Source organism: Allobosea lathyri (assembly GCF_900108245.1).
Classification (GTDB): Bacteria; Pseudomonadota; Alphaproteobacteria; order Rhizobiales; family Beijerinckiaceae; genus Allobosea; species Allobosea lathyri.
The window spans coordinates 489150-505174 of record NZ_FNUY01000001.1; the positions used below are offsets into that span (position 1 = coordinate 489150).

A 16025-nucleotide genomic window follows, 5' to 3' on the forward strand; every position below is an offset into this window, starting at 1 on the left:
GGCTCATGGCCCGCACCGCGTGCCGAATTGATCGGGCGCCGTTCGCTACTGAATGATTCCGCGCTTCTCGCCGAATCCCTCAATGTAGCAGCGGCAGCTCGAGCCGACCGGCGTAGGCCGGGTCTCGCAGGTTCCGCGCGACGTCTCGCACATGTCGCCGAAGCGCCGCGCCCTGTAGGGCCGGTCATAGCCCCGGTCATCATTGTAGCGGGGCCGGTCGTAGCCATAAGGCGGCGGTGGGCGATCATAGTCGTAACGCGGCGGCGGCGGCCGGCCATAGGGATCGTAATATTGTGCGCCGGCAGGAGCCGCGCTCAGCAGGACAACGCCGGTGAGGGCTGCGAAGGCGAGCTTTCTGGTTAGCATGCCTGGTCTCCTAAGCTTGGCCCATCCATGACGAATCGATTGAGGGCGGGCACCGAACCTTCTCGTAGCAGCCGCCGCATGAACGGTTCCTGACTTGCCGCCAGCGCGGCTTTCTCAGGGGCGCGATGCACGATCGCCTAGAATGCGAAGGATTGCGCTGACGGAGTTTTAGGCGGGAATCGATAGATGCGTGCCCATGCACTATCTCGCGCGACCACGCAGACGGGCCTCACGGCTGCCGGCGGAGATTGAGATCGAGATCATCTCTCGGCTCTTTCAGGCGCTGCCGCAGATCCTGTGCATTTCGACGGGCCTCATCATCGGCTCTGTCATCATGGCCGTGCAGACCGGGGCTGGCATTTTCTGGTGGATTACGGGCGCCGCTGTCGCCACCACGGGGGCGCGAATTGCCAATATCATCGGCTTCAAGCGCCGGGATCCATCGCGGCGCCTGACCTTGAAGGAGGCACGGCGCTGGGAGGCCGGCTACGCCTACGCCGCCTTTGCCTTCACAGCGGTTCTGGCGGTGCTGACCATCACGGTCTTCAGGCTGGATTATCAGGGTGGGCATGTTCTCAGCCTGGGCCTGACCATGGCGCTGACCTCAGGCTCCTCTCTGCGCACGCTGCGCTACTGGATCTGCGCCGGGCTCTCGACACTCGCGATGGGCACGCTGATCGCCGCCTTCCTGATGTCGGGCGACCCGCTCTATCAGGCGCTCAGCCTGCTCCTGGCCGTCTATCTCTATTCGATCTACGAGGGCTCGGACCACATCATCGGCCAGTTCGAGGAGCTTCTGATCGCCCGCCGGGAGCTCGACTTCGCCGCCCGTCACGATCCTCTGACCGGCCTGGTGAATCGTCGGGGCCTCGATCAGGTTCTCGCAGAAGCCTGCGAGCGGGACGAGGCGCTGGGCCTGCTCCTGCTTGACCTCGACGGCTTCAAGCAGGTCAACGACCTGCATGGCCATTCCGCCGGTGACGATCTGCTGAAGCAGGTTGCGCAGCGCCTGCTGGCGATGATCCGTTCGGAGGATCTCCTGGCGCGCCTGGGCGGCGACGAGTTCGCTATCGTGATCCGAGATACCGACGATGTCGAGAAACTGGCCGAAGTGGCGAACCGCGCCGTACTCGCGATCAGCAGGCCGTTCACCGTGCTCGGCAATATCGTCAGGGTCGGCACCAGCGTCGGCGTCGCCGTCAAGGCATCCGACGATCGCACGGTCTGGACTGCCGAGACACTGACGCGTTCGGCGGATGGCGCGCTGTACGATGCCAAACGCGCCGGCAAGGGCCGTTCGAGGGTCGCCCTCTGGGACGACGCGGCCTAGCCAGCGCCATATCGAGTTGCCGCGCTGCGACCCAGTCGCGACACGGCGCGCAGGCCATTCTCGCCGTCAGGCCGTTTCTATGGCCATCAGGATGTCGCCGGCCGCCGCCGTCGCGCCCGCACGCGTGCCGATCCGCGTGACGGTGCCTGCAGCCGGGCTCTTGAGCTCCATGAAAAGCTTCATCGACTCCAGGATAGCGACGACCTGCCCTGCCTCGACCACGTCGCCTTCGCAGACATGAAGCGCCGCCACCGTGCCCGGCATCATCGCGCGCACGGTGTTTCCGGCCTCGGCGTTCGCGCCGCGTTGCGCGGCTTCGGCGGCGACAGTGAGCGCGATTTCGACCCGGCCCTCGATATCGCGATGTCGCAGGAAGATCCCTTCGCCGTCATGAATGGCATCGACGCGCGCAGAAACGCCGTCCACTGCAACGATCCAGCCGGATGAATCGCCTGCCGGACGCAACACGATGTCCCTCGCGCCATCAGGGCCGATGATGCGCAGGAAGCCGTCATGGGTCTCGATGATGAGACGGGTGGCTTGCCCGTCAGCCTCGACCGCAAGATGGCTGGTGGCAGGCCGTCCTGCAGGCGCGAGCAGCCGAAAACCGGCGAGCGCCCCCCATGGCCCCAGACGCGCATCCGCCGCATTCGCAGTCAGCCAGATCGCGGCGGCGATGGCGTTGCGCTCGTCACCATGTGTCTGAGGTCGGTGCCAGCCTTCCGGCCAGGTTTCGCTCAGGAACAGCGTCGTCGCCTCGCCACGGGCGAAGACGGGCTCGCGCAACGCATCGACGAGGAAACGCCTGATCGTCGCCGGCCCGAGCACCACCAGCCGTTCGAGTCCATCGGCCAATGCGCGAACGGCGCTCGCGCGATCGGGAGCATGCGCGATGACCTTGGCCAGCAGGGAATCGTAATGTGTCGAGACCTCGCTGCCTGCAGCGGCGCCGCTGTCGACGCGCAGCCCCGCAGGCTCGCGCCAGAGCCGGATGACACCGGTATCGGGGCGAAAGCCCTCATCGGCCCGTTCCGCCGTCAGCCGTGCCTCGATGGCGTGGCCGGAGCAGCGGATCTGATCCTGTGAGCAGGGAAGCGCCTCGCCGGCCGCGATCCTGATCTGCCACTCGACGAGATCGAGCCCGGTGATCGCCTCCGTGACCGGATGCTCGACCTGCAGTCGCGTGTTCATCTCCAGGAAAAACACGCCCTCGGTCGCCGCATCCACGAGGAACTCGACCGTCCCGAGATTGTCGTAGCCGATGGCGCGCGACAGCCGCAGCGCATGGTCGTGTAATGCGGTACGAGTGGCCTCCGAGAGATTTGGAGCCGGAGCCTCTTCGAGCAGTTTCTGGTTCGAGCGTTGCACCGAGCAGTCGCGTTCGAACAGGTGGACGATGTTGCCGTGCTTGTCGCCGGCGACCTGCACCTCGACATGGCGCGGCCGCGTCACGAATTTCTCGATCAGCAGCCGCCCATCGCCGAAGGCGGCTTGCGCCTCGCGGCTGGCCGCGACGATCGCCCCATCGAGATCGGCCTCGAACTCGACCTTGCGGATGCCCTTGCCGCCGCCGCCGGCCGACGCCTTGACCATCACGGGTAGCCCGACGCGCAACGCCTCGGCGCGCAGGACCTCCGGCGACTGATCGGCGCCGTCATAACCGGGCACGCCGGGAACGTTCGCCTCGCGAGCGATCTGCTTGGAGCGGATCTTGTCGCCCATCGCATCGATCGCAGAGGCTGACGGGCCGATGAAGGCGATGCCGTTGGCCTCACAGGCGGCGATCAGGTCGAGCCGCTCGGACAGGAAGCCGTAGCCCGGATGGATCGCCTGTGCGCCGGTCGCCAGCGCCGCCGCGATGATCGTGTCGGCCCGCAGATAGCTCTCGCGGGCGGGCGCAGGGCCGATATGCACCGCGATATCGGCGAGGCGCACATGGAGCGCCTCCCTGTCGGCTTCGGAAAAGACCGCGACAGTACGGATGCCGAGCCTGCGGCAGGTCTTGATGATGCGGCAGGCGATTTCGCCGCGATTGGCGATCAGGATGGTGTCGAACATGGGGTGCCGATCATCGGGAGAGCAGGAAGCGCTTGCGAGCCAAAGCCGTCATTCCGGGGCGACCCGCAGGGTCGAGCCCGGAACCCATAACCACTGTCGTTCTCGAAGAAGGCGACACGGTTGGGAGCCTCGCTAGGCAAATCCTGCGGTTATGGGTTCCGGGCTCAGGCCTTCGGCCTGCCCCGGAATGACGGCGGAGGTCTTCGCGCATTGCCGTCACATCCTGTAGACAGGGCGCGGGGAGGTGTCGTGCGGCTCGCCGGCCGACAATGCCAGGCACAGGCCCATCACGTCGCGGGTCTGCCGGGGCTCGATGATGCCATCGTCCCAGAGCCGCGCCGTGGCGTAATACGGGTCGCTCTGTTCTTCGAACTGGGCGCGTGTCTTGGCGTCGAGTGCGGCGATGGCTGCCTCGTCGGCATTGCCCTTGAGGCTCTGCCGGCGAAGCTCGGTCACGACATTGGCCGCGACGTCCGGGCTCATCGTCGCGATACGCGCATTGGGCCAGGAAAACAGGAAGCGCGGCCGGAAACCCCGCCCGCACATGCCGTAATTGCCGGCGCCATACGAGCCGCCGATCAGCACGGTGTATTTCGGCACGCGCGCATTCGAGACCGCGTACACCAGCTTGGCCGAGTGCTTGGCGATGCCGCCGCGCTCGGCCTCCGTGCCGACCATGAAGCCGGTGATGTTCTGCAGGAAGAGCAGCGGAATCTGGCGCTGGTCGCAGAGCTCGATGAAATGCGCGCCCTTCACGGCCGATTCCGAGAACAGCACGCCGTTATTGGCGATGATCCCGACCGGGAAACCGTGGATATGGGCAAAGCCCGTCACCAGCGTGGCGCCATAGTCGGGCTTGAACGCGTTGAAGACGCTGCCATCGACGATGCGCGCGATCACCTCGCGCACGTCATAGGGGCGGCGCAGATCGGTCGGGACGATGTGTTCGAGCTCGTCGGGATCGAGCTTGGGTGCTGTGGGGGTGGTCGTTGGCACGGCGAGGCGGCCGCTCTCGCCAAGCGAGCCTACGATCTCTCGCAGCTTCGCCAAACCCTCCATCTCGGAAAGGACCAGATGATCAGCGACGCCCGAGACCTGTGTGTGCATCTCGGCGCCGCCCAAGGTCTCGCCATCGACGATCTCGTGGATGGCGGCCTTCACGATCGGCGGACCGCCCAGATGGATGCGGCCGGTGCCCTTGACCATGATGACCTCGTCCGACAGCGCCGGGATATAGGCCCCGCCGGCTGTCGCGCCGCCGAAGACGATCGAGATCTGCGGGATGCCCGCCGCCGACATTCGGCATTGGTTGTAGAAGGAGCCGCCGAAATGGTCGCGATCCGGAAAGACCCGGTCCTGCTCGGGCAGGAAGGCTCCGCCACAATCGACGAGATAGAGGCAGGGCAGGCGATGCTCTTCGGCAATCTCCTGCGCGCGCAGATGCTTGCGCACCGTCTCGGCGAAGAAGGAGCCGCCTTTCACCGTCGCGTCGTTGGCGATCAGCATGCAGGCACAGCCATTGACGATGCCGATGCCGGTGACGATGCCCGCGCCGGGCACCTCATTGGCATAAAGCCCCCAGGCGGCGAGCGGCGAGAGTTCGAGAAACGGCGTCTGCGGATCGAGCAGCAGGTCGATCCGCTCGCGCACCATGATCTTGCCGCGCGCTTCATGGCGCTCGCGCATCTTCGCGCCGCCGCCAGCTGCGACATGGGCGTTGCGCTCGCGCAGCGTTGCGAGCATGGCCGATAGCGGGGGAGGGGCAGCCGCCGTTGTTGTTGATTGTGACATGGACCTCCGACCTCTTCTGCAAAGGCGCGTCATTCCGGGCGTAGCGAAGCGAAGACCCGGAATCCATCGAAGGGCTTTGGCGCTCTATGATGGATTCCGGATCGGCGCCGCTGACGCGGCTTGTCCGGAATGACGGCACATCCTGTCGTGCCAGTGAAGAAACCGAGAGACGACTTGAACGTCTCGGCCAATTCACCTACCGTCCGTTAGGTAGGCGGATTGAGCCGCATAGGTCAAGCGTGGGAGAACGCCATGTCGGCAGTCGCGAAATCAGGCTCGGGCGCGAAATCAGGCTCGGGCGAAGGCCAGCGCCGCTCGCCCTATTTCACCGAAGAGCATGAAGCGTTGCGGGATCAGGTCCGCCGCTTCGTCGAGACCGAGATCAAGCCGCATGCGCTCGCCTGGGAAGAGGCCGGTTCGGTGCCGCGCGAAGTGCTGCGCAAGATGGGCGCGCTTGGCTTCTTCGGTATTCGCTACCCCGCCGAGTATGGCGGCTCCGAGATGGACACGATGGCGACCGTCGTGCTCGCCGAGGAGCTCGGGCGTTCGACCTTCTCGGGCGTCGCCATTACGGCGCTGGTTCACACCGATATGGCCTCGGTTCATATCGCCAATGCCGGTTCGCAGGCGCAGCGCGACAGGCTCATGCCCGACATCATCGCGGGCGAGAAGATCGTCGCGGTCGCAGTGACCGAGCCCGACGCGGGCTCCGACGTGAAAGGCATTCGCACCACCGCCCGGCGCGAGGGCGATACCTACGTGCTCGACGGCGCGAAGATGTTCATCACCAATGGCGTCCATGCCGACCTTTACTGCGTCGCCGCCAAGACGGACCTTTCGGCCAAGCCCTCGCAATCGGTCTCGATCTTCCTGGTCGAGAAGGGCACGCCGGGGTTCAAGGTCTCCCGTGCGCTCGACAAGCATGGCTGGCGCTCGTCGGACACGGCCGAGCTCGTCTTCGAGGATTGCCGCATTCCGGCCGAAAACCTGCTCGGGCAGGAGGGGCGCGGCTTCTATGCGATCATGAGCAATTTCCAGAACGAGCGCACCGTGATCGGCGCGATGGCGATGGGCGAGGCTCAGGCCGCAATCGATCTCACGCTCGACTATGTCCGTACGCGCAAGGCCTTCGGCGCGCCGCTCTGGGACAAGCAGGTCATCCGCCAGAAGCTGGCGACGCTCGCGAGCAAGGTCGAGGCCGGCCGCCAGTTGGTCTATCACGCGGCCTGGCTCGATGCGCAGGGTTTCGAGGCGACGCGCGAGGTTTCCATGGCCAAGGCCTATTGCGGCGAGTTGGTCAACGAGGTGATGTATGCCTGTCTGCAGTTCCATGGCGGCATGGGCTACATGCGCGAAAGCACGATCGAGCGCATGACCCGCGACGCCCGCGTCCAGGCGATCGGCGGCGGCGCGACCGAGGTGATGCTGGAAGAGGTCGCGAAGCGGCTGTGATTCACCTCCGTCATTCCGGGGCTTCGCGCAGCGAAGAGCCCGGAACCCATAGCCGCAGGTTCAGCCGGATGAAGCGCATTGGCCACAGCACCTTTTTTACCGCGCTCCGCGGTTATGGGTTCCGGGCTCGCGGCTTCGCCACGCCCCGGAATGACGGTGGAGCCTCATGAGCGCGGCGCTCGACAGATCCGCCGATGGACCTATCGAGGGCGGCTCGCGCCGGCTCATCCTTGATACGGCCGCGCGGCTGCTGCGCGGCGGCGGCTATCACCAGACCACGCTGCGCGAGATCGCCGAGGCCGTCGGCATTCGCAAGGCGAGCCTCTACTACCACTTCGCCTCGAAGGAGGAGATCGTCGAGGCGGTGGTCAACGACGGCGTGCGCTTTGTCCATGAGGCCGTGGTCGCCGCGCTCGCGCAGGCGTCGGATGCAACGCCCCGCAAGCGGCTGGAAGCGGCGATCCGCGCGCATCTGACGGCGCTGCATGGCCATGGCGACTACACCTCCGCCAGCATCAAGGTCTTCACCTTTGGCGCGACGCCGACGCCCGACAGCGTGCGCCGCGTCCGCCGCGCCTATGAGGATGTCTGGCGCGCCCTGATTGCCGAGCTTCAGGAGGCCGGAGCGCTGTCGCCGCAACGTGCGCCCGACGCCTTGCGCTTCTTCCTGCTCGGAGCGCTGAACGGTTCGACCGACTGGTATCGGCCGGACCGTTTCGACCTCGCCGACCTCGCCCGCGAATTCACAGGCCTGATCACGCATGGCGAGCAAGGCGGTGCGGCAGCGATGGCGGCTGACCTCGCGTCGGCGAACCGTTAGCTTCGGATCTGGCGAAACGCTCGACATGGCGTTTCCGAGGACTCAAGAGGACGGTTTTGCATGCGCGCTTTCTATCACCCCGATCAGTCGCTTCATGATCCCCAGCAATATATGCGCTTTGGCCGCATCGTCGCGCCCAAGGATCTGCCGGAGAGGACGGCGCAACTGCTGGGAGCGCTGAAGAAGCACGGCATCACCCCCGAGCAGCCGGCCGCGGCGGGCCTCGATCCGGTTCTGGCCGTCCATGACGCCGGCTTCGTGCGCTTCCTGGAGACGATCTGGGCGCGCTGGCAGGAATTGCCCGAGCGCGGCCCGGAAGCCTGGCCCAACACCTTCCCCTATTGGAGCGGCCGTACCGACGAATCCGTCCGCCCGCCCTGCCGCCCGACCGGGATCATGGGCCAGCTCGGCTGGTATCTCGGCGATCTCTCCGTGCCGGTCGGCGAGCATTGCTGGACCTCGACGCAGCGCTCGGCCGACACGGCGGTCGCCGGCGCCGACGCCGTGCTCGCAGGCGAGCGCGGCGTCTACGCGCTATGCCGCCCGTCCGGCCACCATGCCCGCGCCGACCGTGCCACCGGCTTCTGCTACATCAACAACACGGCGGTCGCGGCCCAGCGCCTGCGCTCGAAATTCGGCAAGGTCGCAATCCTCGATGTCGATGCCCATCACGGCGACGGCACGCAGCAGATTTTCTATCGCCGCGATGACGTCCTGACGATCTCTGTTCATGCCGATCCCGTCGACTACTACCCGTTCTTCACGGGCTATGAGGACGAGCGCGGCAACGGCCCGGGCGAGGGCTTCAACCTCAATCTGCCGCTGGCTCACGGCACGGGCGGCGCCGCGATGAAGGCCGCAGTCGAGCGGGCAGGCGAGGCGATCCAAAAATTCGGCGCGGACGCACTGGTCATCGCGCTTGGATACGATGCCCACAAGGACGATCCAATCGGCGTGCTCAAGCTGGAAGCCGCCGATTTCGGCACGATCGGCGCGCAGGTGAAGGCGATGGGCCTGCCGACGCTGGTGGTGCAGGAAGGTGGCTATGCGATCGAGGCGATCGGCGGCTGCCTCGACGCGTTTTTGGGCGGGTTCAAGTAGGGCGTGCGTCCTTCTCCCCTCGGGGGAGAAGGTGTCTGCGCAGCAGACGGATGAGGGAAGGGTCGCGCAAGCGGCCCTTTCTTGTTTTCGGTGGAGGGTCTGCCCTCATCCGTCAGCGCTACGCGCTGCCACCTTCTCCCCCGAGGGGAGAAGGAAGAAGTCAGATCACCGCCTCGATCAAAAACGGCCCCTTGCGGCCAAGCGCGGCCTCGAACAGCCTGGTGAACTCCTCGGCAGTGGTGGCGCGTCCGGCTTCGACCCCCATGCCCTTGGCCATCGAGACCCAGTCCAGCGCCGGTTCGTCGAGATTGAGCATCAGCTTGGCATTGCGGCCGAAATCATTGACGCCGACGGCGCGCATCTCGCCATGCAGGATCTGATAGGTCCGGTTCGCGAAAATCACCGTGATGACATCGAGGTTTTCGCGCGCCTGCGTCCAGAGGCCCTGCACTGTGTACATGCCGGAACCGTCGGCTTGCATGCCGATGACCTTGCGGTCGGGGCAGGCGACGGCCGCGCCGACGCAGAGCGGGATACCCTCGCCGATCGCGCCGCCGGTGAGCTGGATGTAATCGTGCTGCGGCGCGTTGTGGCACTGCTGATAGAACACGCGTCCCGACGACACGGATTCATCGCAGATGATGCTGTTCTCCGGCAGCAGCTTCGCGACGATTGTGCAGACCTTGTCGGCGTCGAGCGTACCGGTCGGCAGGGCGCTGGCGTCTTCACGCTTCGGGGCGATGTAGGCCGGAGCCGTCAATGTCGCGCCGAGTTCGTCGGCGAGCGCAGCGATCGTGCCCGGCAGATTGTCGCCGGGCTTTGCCAGCGTCGTGATCGTGCAGCCTTCATGGGTCAGCGGGCCGGGCTTGCCGGGATAGGCGAAGAATCCGACCGGTGCCTGCGCACCGATCAGGATGAGCAGGTCGATGTCCTTGAGCTGCGCCAGCGCCATGTCGACGGGGTAGAACACCTTCGGCAGGGCGACGCGGCCGGCGCCGCGCTCGATGCGTCCGTTCGACATCTGCCCGAACATCTGGGCGCCCGTCGCCGCGCAGATGCGAGCCGCCATCTCCATGGGCCTGGCCCGCAGCGACAGGCCCGACATCATCAGCGCGGCGCGCGAGCCATGCTTGCGCAGCGCCGCCGCGACATCGCGAATGGCGGCGGCGTCGACCGTCTTGAGCGCCGGCACCTTCGTCGCCGAGAGTTCGGCCGGCTCGACGCTGCCCCAGGCGCAATCGGCCGGCAGGATCACCGTGGTCACGCCGGGCAGGGACAGCGAGGCGGCATAGGCCTCGCCGATGGCCGGCCCGACATCCTCGGGCGTCGCGATGCGGCGCACGAAATGCGACATCGGCCGAGCCAGGCTCTCTATATCGCTGGTGAGCGGGGCGTCGTGCTTGAGGTGATAGGTCGCGTGATCGCCGACGACATTGATCATCGGCGTCCAGGCGCGCCGGGCATTGTGCATGTTGGCGAGTGCATTCGCCATGCCCGGCCCGCAATGCAGCAGGGTCGCCGCCGGCTTGTCGGCCATGCGGGCATAGCCGTCGGCCGCGCCCGTCACCACGCCCTCGAACAGGCCGAGCACGCAGCGCATCTGCGGCTTGCGGTCGAGCGCCGCGACGAAATGCATCTCGGACGTACCGGGATTGGCGAAGCAGACATCAACGTCATTGACGAGGAGCGTATCGCAGAGGCGGTCGGCGCCGTTCATTCAGGTCGTCCTTGCAAGCGGGCAGATGTTTGGGGGCGGGCGGATTCGGGAGGGAGAGCGCAGCGCGGCGCGCGGACGCACGAAGGGGCGGATGCACGAAGGGGAAGGGATGTCTCCCGCGCTGTCAAACAAGAGAAATTCATTGGCTTCGTGACGAACGTTGATCGGCTCCTTGACGGATTTGCATATGCATTTAACCTGTTTTGGAACGAAGGTTGCATATCGCCGCGCTTCAGGCTGCGATAGCGGCGTACCGCGCGATATCATCAGGGGAAGGTCGGGGACATGACGGGTTTGAAGCGGTTTTCAGTGTTGGCCGGCATTGGCCTTGCGGGTCTCATGATCGCCGGCGGGGCGCAGGCGCAGACCAAGGTTTCCATCGGCATTTCCGGCTGGACCGGCTTCGCGCCTCTTGTGCTGGCCAAGGAGGCCGGCATCTTCGCCAAGAACGGCCTCAACGTCACCATCAAGAAAATCCCGCAGAAGGACCGCCACCTTGCCATCGCCTCGGGCGACATCCAGTGCGCCGCGACGACTGTCGAGACCTGGATCGTCTGGGATGCGGCTGGCATCAAGACCAAGCAGATCTTCCAGCTCGACAAGAGCTATGGCGCCGACGGCATGGTGACGCGCAACACGACCGCCTCGATCAAGGACCTCAAGGGCAAGACGGTCGCTGCCTCTGCCCCCGGTACCTCGCCCTATTTTGCGTTGGCCTGGATGCTCAAGGAAAACGGCATGTCCGTGAAGGACGTCACCGTCGTCAACATGGAGCCGGGCCCCGCAGCTCAGGCCTTCATCGCCGGCCAGAACGACGCGGCCCTGACCTATGAGCCCTATCTCTCCGCCGTGCGCGACAAGCCCGATGCCGGCAAGATCATCGCCACCACACTCGATTATCCGATGGTGATGGACACGCTCGGCTGCACGCCCGCTTTCCTCGCCGCCAATGACGACGCCGCCAAGGGCCTGACCAAGAGCTATTTCGAGGCGCTCGAGCTGATCAAGGCCGACCAGGCCAAGGCCTATGGCATCATGGGCGCGGATGTGAAGCAGAGCGGCGAACAGTTCGGCAAGTCGGCCGGCTACCTGCGCTGGTCGGATGAGGCCGGCAACAAGGCCTTCTTCTCCGGCGAATGGCAGGCCTTCTCGGCCAAGGCGGCCGACTTGCTGCTCGAAATCGGCCTGATCAAGTCGAAGCCCGATCTCGGCACGTTGGTCGAGACGAAATATGTCGTCGGCAAGTGAGGCCGGGCAGTAAGTGAGGCCTGAAGGACTGGCCACGACCGTCATGCTCGCCCTTGTGGCGAGCATCCACGTCTTGAACGCTGTCTCGCATAGGCGGAGACGTGGATGGTCGGGACAAGCCCGACCATGACGCTGGAGCAGCCCATCCTGCCTGACGTTCTGCGTCCCGGCCTGCGCATCGTGTTTTGCGGCACGCAGGCAGGAGCGGTCTCCGCACGTCTCGGGGCTTATTATGCCGGGCCGGGAAACAAGTTCTGGAAAACTCTTCATGAAGTCGGGCTGATCGCCGATCAGCTTGGCCCGGCGGACTTCCCTGACCTGCCGGACTATGGCATCGGCCTGACCGATGTCGCGAAGGCGACGTCCGGTCCCGATACCGCATTGCTGCGGTCCCATTTCGACATAGAGGGCTTCATGGCCAAGATGCGAGCGCACGCTCCCGATATCGTCGCGTTCAACGGCAAGCGAGCGGCGCAAGCGGTGCTTCAGCCAACCGGCCTGCGCCTGGACTATGGCGCGCAGCCGGACAGGCTCGCAGGCGCGACGGTCTTCGTCTTGCCGTCGACCTCGGGCGCCGCAGCCGGGTTCTGGTCGATCGAGCCGTGGCGGCAACTGGCCGCCGTCGCACAGGTCGCGGGAGCTGCCGTATGAAGCCGCTTCAGCCTGTCTCGGCGCCCTATCGGATCGGCTACGGCATCGCGTTCTTCGCGCTGTTCGTCGCGTTCTGGTCGGTCGCGACCTTCGGCGGCTTCGTGCAGAAGCTCTTCCTCGCCGACCCCTTCACCATGGTGCGTGAGGGCTACAGCCTGCTGGTCGAGTATGGCTTTGCCTTCGACATCGGCATGACGATCTGGCGCGTGCTCGGCGGCTTCGTGCTGGCCGTTGCCGTGGCGCTGCCGCTGGGCATCCTGATGGGCGCCTACAAGCCGGTCGAGGCCTTCCTCGAACCCTTCGTCTCCTTCGCGCGCTATCTGCCGGCCTCGGCCTTCATCCCGCTGCTGATCCTCTGGGCCGGTATCGGCGAGGCGCAGAAGCTGCTGGTCATCTTCATCGGCTCGGTCTTCCAGCTCATCCTGATGATCGCGGTCGCGGTCGGGAGTGTGCGCCGCGACCTTGTCGACGCCGCCTATACGCTGGGCGCCAGCGACCGCTCCGTCGTGCGCCGCGTGCTGCTGCCCAATGCCGCGCCTGAAATTGCCGAGATCTTTCGCCTCGTGCTCGGCTGGGCCTGGACCTATGTCATCGTCGCCGAGCTGATCGGATCGTCCTCGGGGATCGGCCACATGATCACCGACAGCCAGGCCCTGCTGAACACCGGCCAGATCATCTTCGGGATCATCGTCATCGGCCTGATCGGTCTGATCTCCGACTTCCTGTTCAAGGCGATCAACCAGCGCCTGTTTCCCTGGGCGCAACGATGAGCAAGCTTCTGATCGAAGGCGTCGGAAAGACCTTTCCGGCCCAGCGTGGCGGCCAACCGACGCGTGCGTTGATGCCGACCACCCTCAGCGTCGGCGACAACGACTTCATCACCATTCTCGGCCCCTCGGGCTGCGGAAAGTCGACCCTGCTGCGCATCATCGGCGGGCTGGAAACGGCAAGCGAGGGGCGCATTCTGCTCGATGGCACGCCGGTCTCCGGCCCGGGCGCGGATCGCGGCTTCGTCTTCCAGAGCTACACGCTGTTTCCCTGGCTGACGGTGGTGCAGAACATCGCCTTCGGCTTGCGGGAGAAGGGCATTGCCGAGCGCGAGCGTCTCGATCTCGCTCGCGACTGGGCCGGGCGGGTCGGGCTCTCTGGCTTCGTCGATCATTTCCCCAAGCAGCTCTCGGGCGGCATGCAGCAGCGCACCGCGATCGCCCGAGCGCTCGCCAATGACCCGAAGATCCTGCTGCTCGACGAGCCCTTCGGCGCGCTCGACAACCAGACCCGCGCGCTGATGCAGGAGATGCTGCTTGGCATCTGGGAGCGCGAGCAGAAGACCGTGCTCTTCGTCACCCATGATATCGAGGAGGCGATCTTCGTCGGCTCCCGCGTCGTGGTGATGAGCGCGCGCCCCGGCCGGATCAAGGCGGATATCGCTGTCGATCTGCCCCATCCCCGGCCTTATACCATCAAGACCACGCCGGAATTCGTCGCGCTGAAGGAGCGGCTGGTCGAGGAGATCCGGGTCGAGGCGGTGCTGGCCGCAGAAGTGCACTGAAGACGCTCCGCGACAGATTGACACGGCGGCGCAACAATGGTTCCTTCCTCGGTAATTGGCCTGACCACATGGCCAAAGCGACCTTCCCTTATGGGTGGGCGGGGATTCAGACCAGGGAGTGAACTGTGCCGCTCGAAGTCGTCGAGTCGCCGCGCCTGTATCGGCAGATCGCCGATCAGCTGCGCGGACTCATCGATCGTCACGAGTTTCCGGTGGGCTCGCGCCTGCCTCCCGAGCGCGAGCTGGCCGAGAAGCTCGGCGTCTCCCGGCCATCGGTGCGCGAGGCCCTGATCGCGCTTGAGGTCGAGGGCAGGGTCCGCATCCGCATGGGGTCAGGCGTCTATGTCGTCGACCCCCGCCCGGCAGCCGATGCGCCATCGGCCGGGCCGGTTTCCGAGGGGCCTTTCGAGCTCCTGAAGGCGCGGGAGCTGATCGAAAGCGCTGTTTGCTTCGAGGCTGCCGCACGCGTTGAGCCGCAGGATATCGCAACGATCGATGCGGCCTTGACGGCGATGGAGGCTCCGGGCCTTTGCGGCGACGAGTTGGTGGCGCTCGACCGCTCCTTTCATGTCGCGATCGCCGGCATTCTGCATAATGCGGTTCTGGCCCGCTTCGTCGGGGAACTCTTCGACCAGCGCATCAACCCGTATTTCCAACAGCTCGCACGCTATTTCGAGAATGCCGATTCCTGGCGCGCGGCGGTGACCGAGCACCGCGCCATCCGCGACGCGCTTGCAGGGCGGGACGGGGCAGCGGCGCGCGATGCCATGCGCCGGCATCTGCAGTGCTCGCAGGAGCGCTTCTCGCAGAGCTTCGGCGACGTTCGGGCTTCAGGCAACACGCTTTCAAAGGGCAAGATTTCGAACGGGAAGGCGAGCGTCAGCGCCCGCCCGGCAAGACAGAATTGACGCGCTATCGATCGCAACAGATCCAGGGAGGATACGCGATGAAGACCTATCTGACTTTCGCTGCAATTGCCGCCGGCCTCGCCCTCGTCGGCGCTCCGGCGCAGGCGCAGACCAAGCTGAAATGGGCCCATGTCTACGAGACCTCGGAACCCTTCCACACCGAGTCGGTCTGGGCGGCGGACGAGTTCAAGAAGCGGACCAACGGACGCTACGAGATCACCGTCTATCCGGCCTCGCAGCTCGGCAAGGAAACCGACATCAACCAGGGCCTGACGCTGGGCACGGTCGACATCATCATCTCCGGCTCGAGTTTCGCGGCGCGCGCCTATCCGCCGATCGGCGTGACCTACTATCCCTTCACCTTCCGCGGCCCCGAACACCTGCTCGCCTACACCAAGAGCGACGTCTACAACGAGATGGTGAAGGGCTATCAGGAGAAGAGCGGCCACCAGATCGTGGCGGTCAGCTATTACGGCACCCGTCACACCACCTCGAACAAGCCGATCAAGACCTGCGCCGATATGAAGGGCCTGAAGATCCGCGTGCCCGACGTGCCGGCCTATCTCGCCATGCCGCGCGCCTGCGGCGCCAACACGGCGCCGATCGCCTTTGCGGAGGTCTATCTGGCCCTGCAGAACGGCACCGTCGAAGCGCAGGAGAATCCGCTGACGACGATCGAGGCCAAGAAGTTCTTCGAGGTCCAGAAGCACATCGTCCTGACCGGCCACATCGTCGACCACCTGAACACCGTGGTTGCCAAGCAGCTCTGGGACAAGCTCTCGCCCGAGGATCGCAAGATCTTCACGCAAGTCGCGCTGGAGGCGGCCGAACGCACCACCAAGAAGATCCAGGCCGACGAGGTGAAGCTCGTCCAGCTCTTCAAGGACAAGGGCCTGACGGTCACCGAGATCGACAAGGCCGACTTCCTCGCCAATGTGCAGAAGAACGTCACCTTCGAGCAGTTCGGCTACCGCAAGGCCGATTGGGACCGCATCCAGGCGGTGAAGTAATCGGCCGTCCGGAGCCCGGCG

General features: G+C 65.5%; 14 protein-coding genes. 10 read left to right on the top strand and 4 right to left on the bottom strand.

The window, feature by feature from the left end; genetic code table 11:
- Positions 1–45: 45 nt before the first annotated feature.
- Entirely contained in the window at positions 46–366 is a 321-nt protein-coding gene (locus C4S73_RS02240; protein WP_103870815.1) for a hypothetical protein, read from the bottom strand.
- Positions 367–562: 196 nt separating this feature from the next.
- Between C4S73_RS02240 and C4S73_RS02245 the strand changes: the two genes are divergently transcribed.
- On the top strand, positions 563–1696 hold the full coding sequence (locus C4S73_RS02245; RefSeq protein ID WP_103870816.1) for a GGDEF domain-containing protein: 1134 nt from the start codon (positions 563–565) through the stop codon (positions 1694–1696).
- Between the two features lie 66 nt (positions 1697–1762).
- Here the strand turns inward: C4S73_RS02245 and C4S73_RS02250 are convergent, their stop codons facing one another.
- Positions 1763–3754, bottom strand: a complete 1992-nt coding sequence (locus C4S73_RS02250) for an ATP-binding protein (protein WP_103870817.1) — start codon at positions 3752–3754, stop codon at positions 1763–1765.
- Between the two features lie 216 nt (positions 3755–3970).
- Complete coding sequence (locus C4S73_RS02255; RefSeq protein ID WP_103870818.1) at positions 3971–5545, bottom strand: acyl-CoA carboxylase subunit beta; 1575 nt, start codon at positions 5543–5545, stop codon at positions 3971–3973.
- Between the two features lie 252 nt (positions 5546–5797).
- Between C4S73_RS02255 and C4S73_RS02260 the strand changes: the two genes are divergently transcribed.
- The 3 genes from C4S73_RS02260 to C4S73_RS02270 all read left to right on the top strand — a co-directional run bounded on the left by C4S73_RS02260 (position 5798) and on the right by C4S73_RS02270 (position 8918).
- Entirely contained in the window at positions 5798–6997 is a 1200-nt protein-coding gene (locus C4S73_RS02260; RefSeq protein ID WP_103870819.1) for an acyl-CoA dehydrogenase family protein, read from the top strand.
- Between the two features lie 166 nt (positions 6998–7163).
- A complete protein-coding gene (locus C4S73_RS28850) occupies positions 7164–7817 on the top strand; it encodes a TetR/AcrR family transcriptional regulator (protein ID WP_103870820.1) in 654 nt (217 codons plus the stop codon).
- Positions 7818–7877: 60 nt separating this feature from the next.
- Positions 7878–8918 (top strand): histone deacetylase family protein, encoded by a 1041-nt coding sequence (locus C4S73_RS02270; protein ID WP_103870821.1) that lies wholly within the window; start codon positions 7878–7880, stop codon positions 8916–8918.
- A 160-nt stretch (positions 8919–9078) separates the two neighbouring features.
- Here the strand turns inward: C4S73_RS02270 and C4S73_RS02275 are convergent, their stop codons facing one another.
- The gene (locus C4S73_RS02275; RefSeq protein ID WP_103870822.1) at positions 9079–10635 is read right to left on the bottom strand and encodes an acetolactate synthase large subunit; all 1557 of its coding nucleotides are present in this window, start codon (positions 10633–10635) and stop codon (positions 9079–9081) included.
- Positions 10636–10974: 339 nt separating this feature from the next.
- Here C4S73_RS02275 and C4S73_RS02280 point away from each other — a divergent pair, with 339 nt between their 5' ends.
- The 6 genes from C4S73_RS02280 (at position 10975) to C4S73_RS02305 (ending at position 16004) form a co-directional block, all read left to right on the top strand.
- Positions 10975–11883: an ABC transporter substrate-binding protein gene (locus tag C4S73_RS02280; protein ID WP_244595427.1), complete on the top strand. Its 909-nt coding sequence runs from the start codon at positions 10975–10977 to the stop codon at positions 11881–11883.
- A 105-nt stretch (positions 11884–11988) separates the two neighbouring features.
- Positions 11989–12534, top strand: a complete 546-nt coding sequence (locus C4S73_RS02285; RefSeq protein ID WP_244595400.1) for a mismatch-specific DNA-glycosylase — start codon at positions 11989–11991, stop codon at positions 12532–12534.
- A complete protein-coding gene (locus C4S73_RS02290) occupies positions 12531–13304 on the top strand; it encodes an ABC transporter permease (RefSeq protein WP_103870824.1) in 774 nt (257 codons plus the stop codon). Before C4S73_RS02285 ends, C4S73_RS02290 begins: the two co-directional genes overlap by 4 nt.
- The gene (locus C4S73_RS02295; RefSeq protein WP_103870825.1) at positions 13301–14086 is read left to right on the top strand and encodes an ABC transporter ATP-binding protein; all 786 of its coding nucleotides are present in this window, start codon (positions 13301–13303) and stop codon (positions 14084–14086) included. Before C4S73_RS02290 ends, C4S73_RS02295 begins: the two co-directional genes overlap by 4 nt.
- A 125-nt stretch (positions 14087–14211) precedes the next feature.
- A complete protein-coding gene (locus tag C4S73_RS02300; protein WP_103870826.1) occupies positions 14212–14994 on the top strand; it encodes a FadR/GntR family transcriptional regulator in 783 nt (260 codons plus the stop codon).
- Between the two features lie 38 nt (positions 14995–15032).
- A complete protein-coding gene (locus C4S73_RS02305) occupies positions 15033–16004 on the top strand; it encodes a sialic acid TRAP transporter substrate-binding protein SiaP (protein ID WP_103870827.1) in 972 nt (323 codons plus the stop codon).
- The last annotated feature ends 21 nt before the right edge of the window (positions 16005–16025 follow it).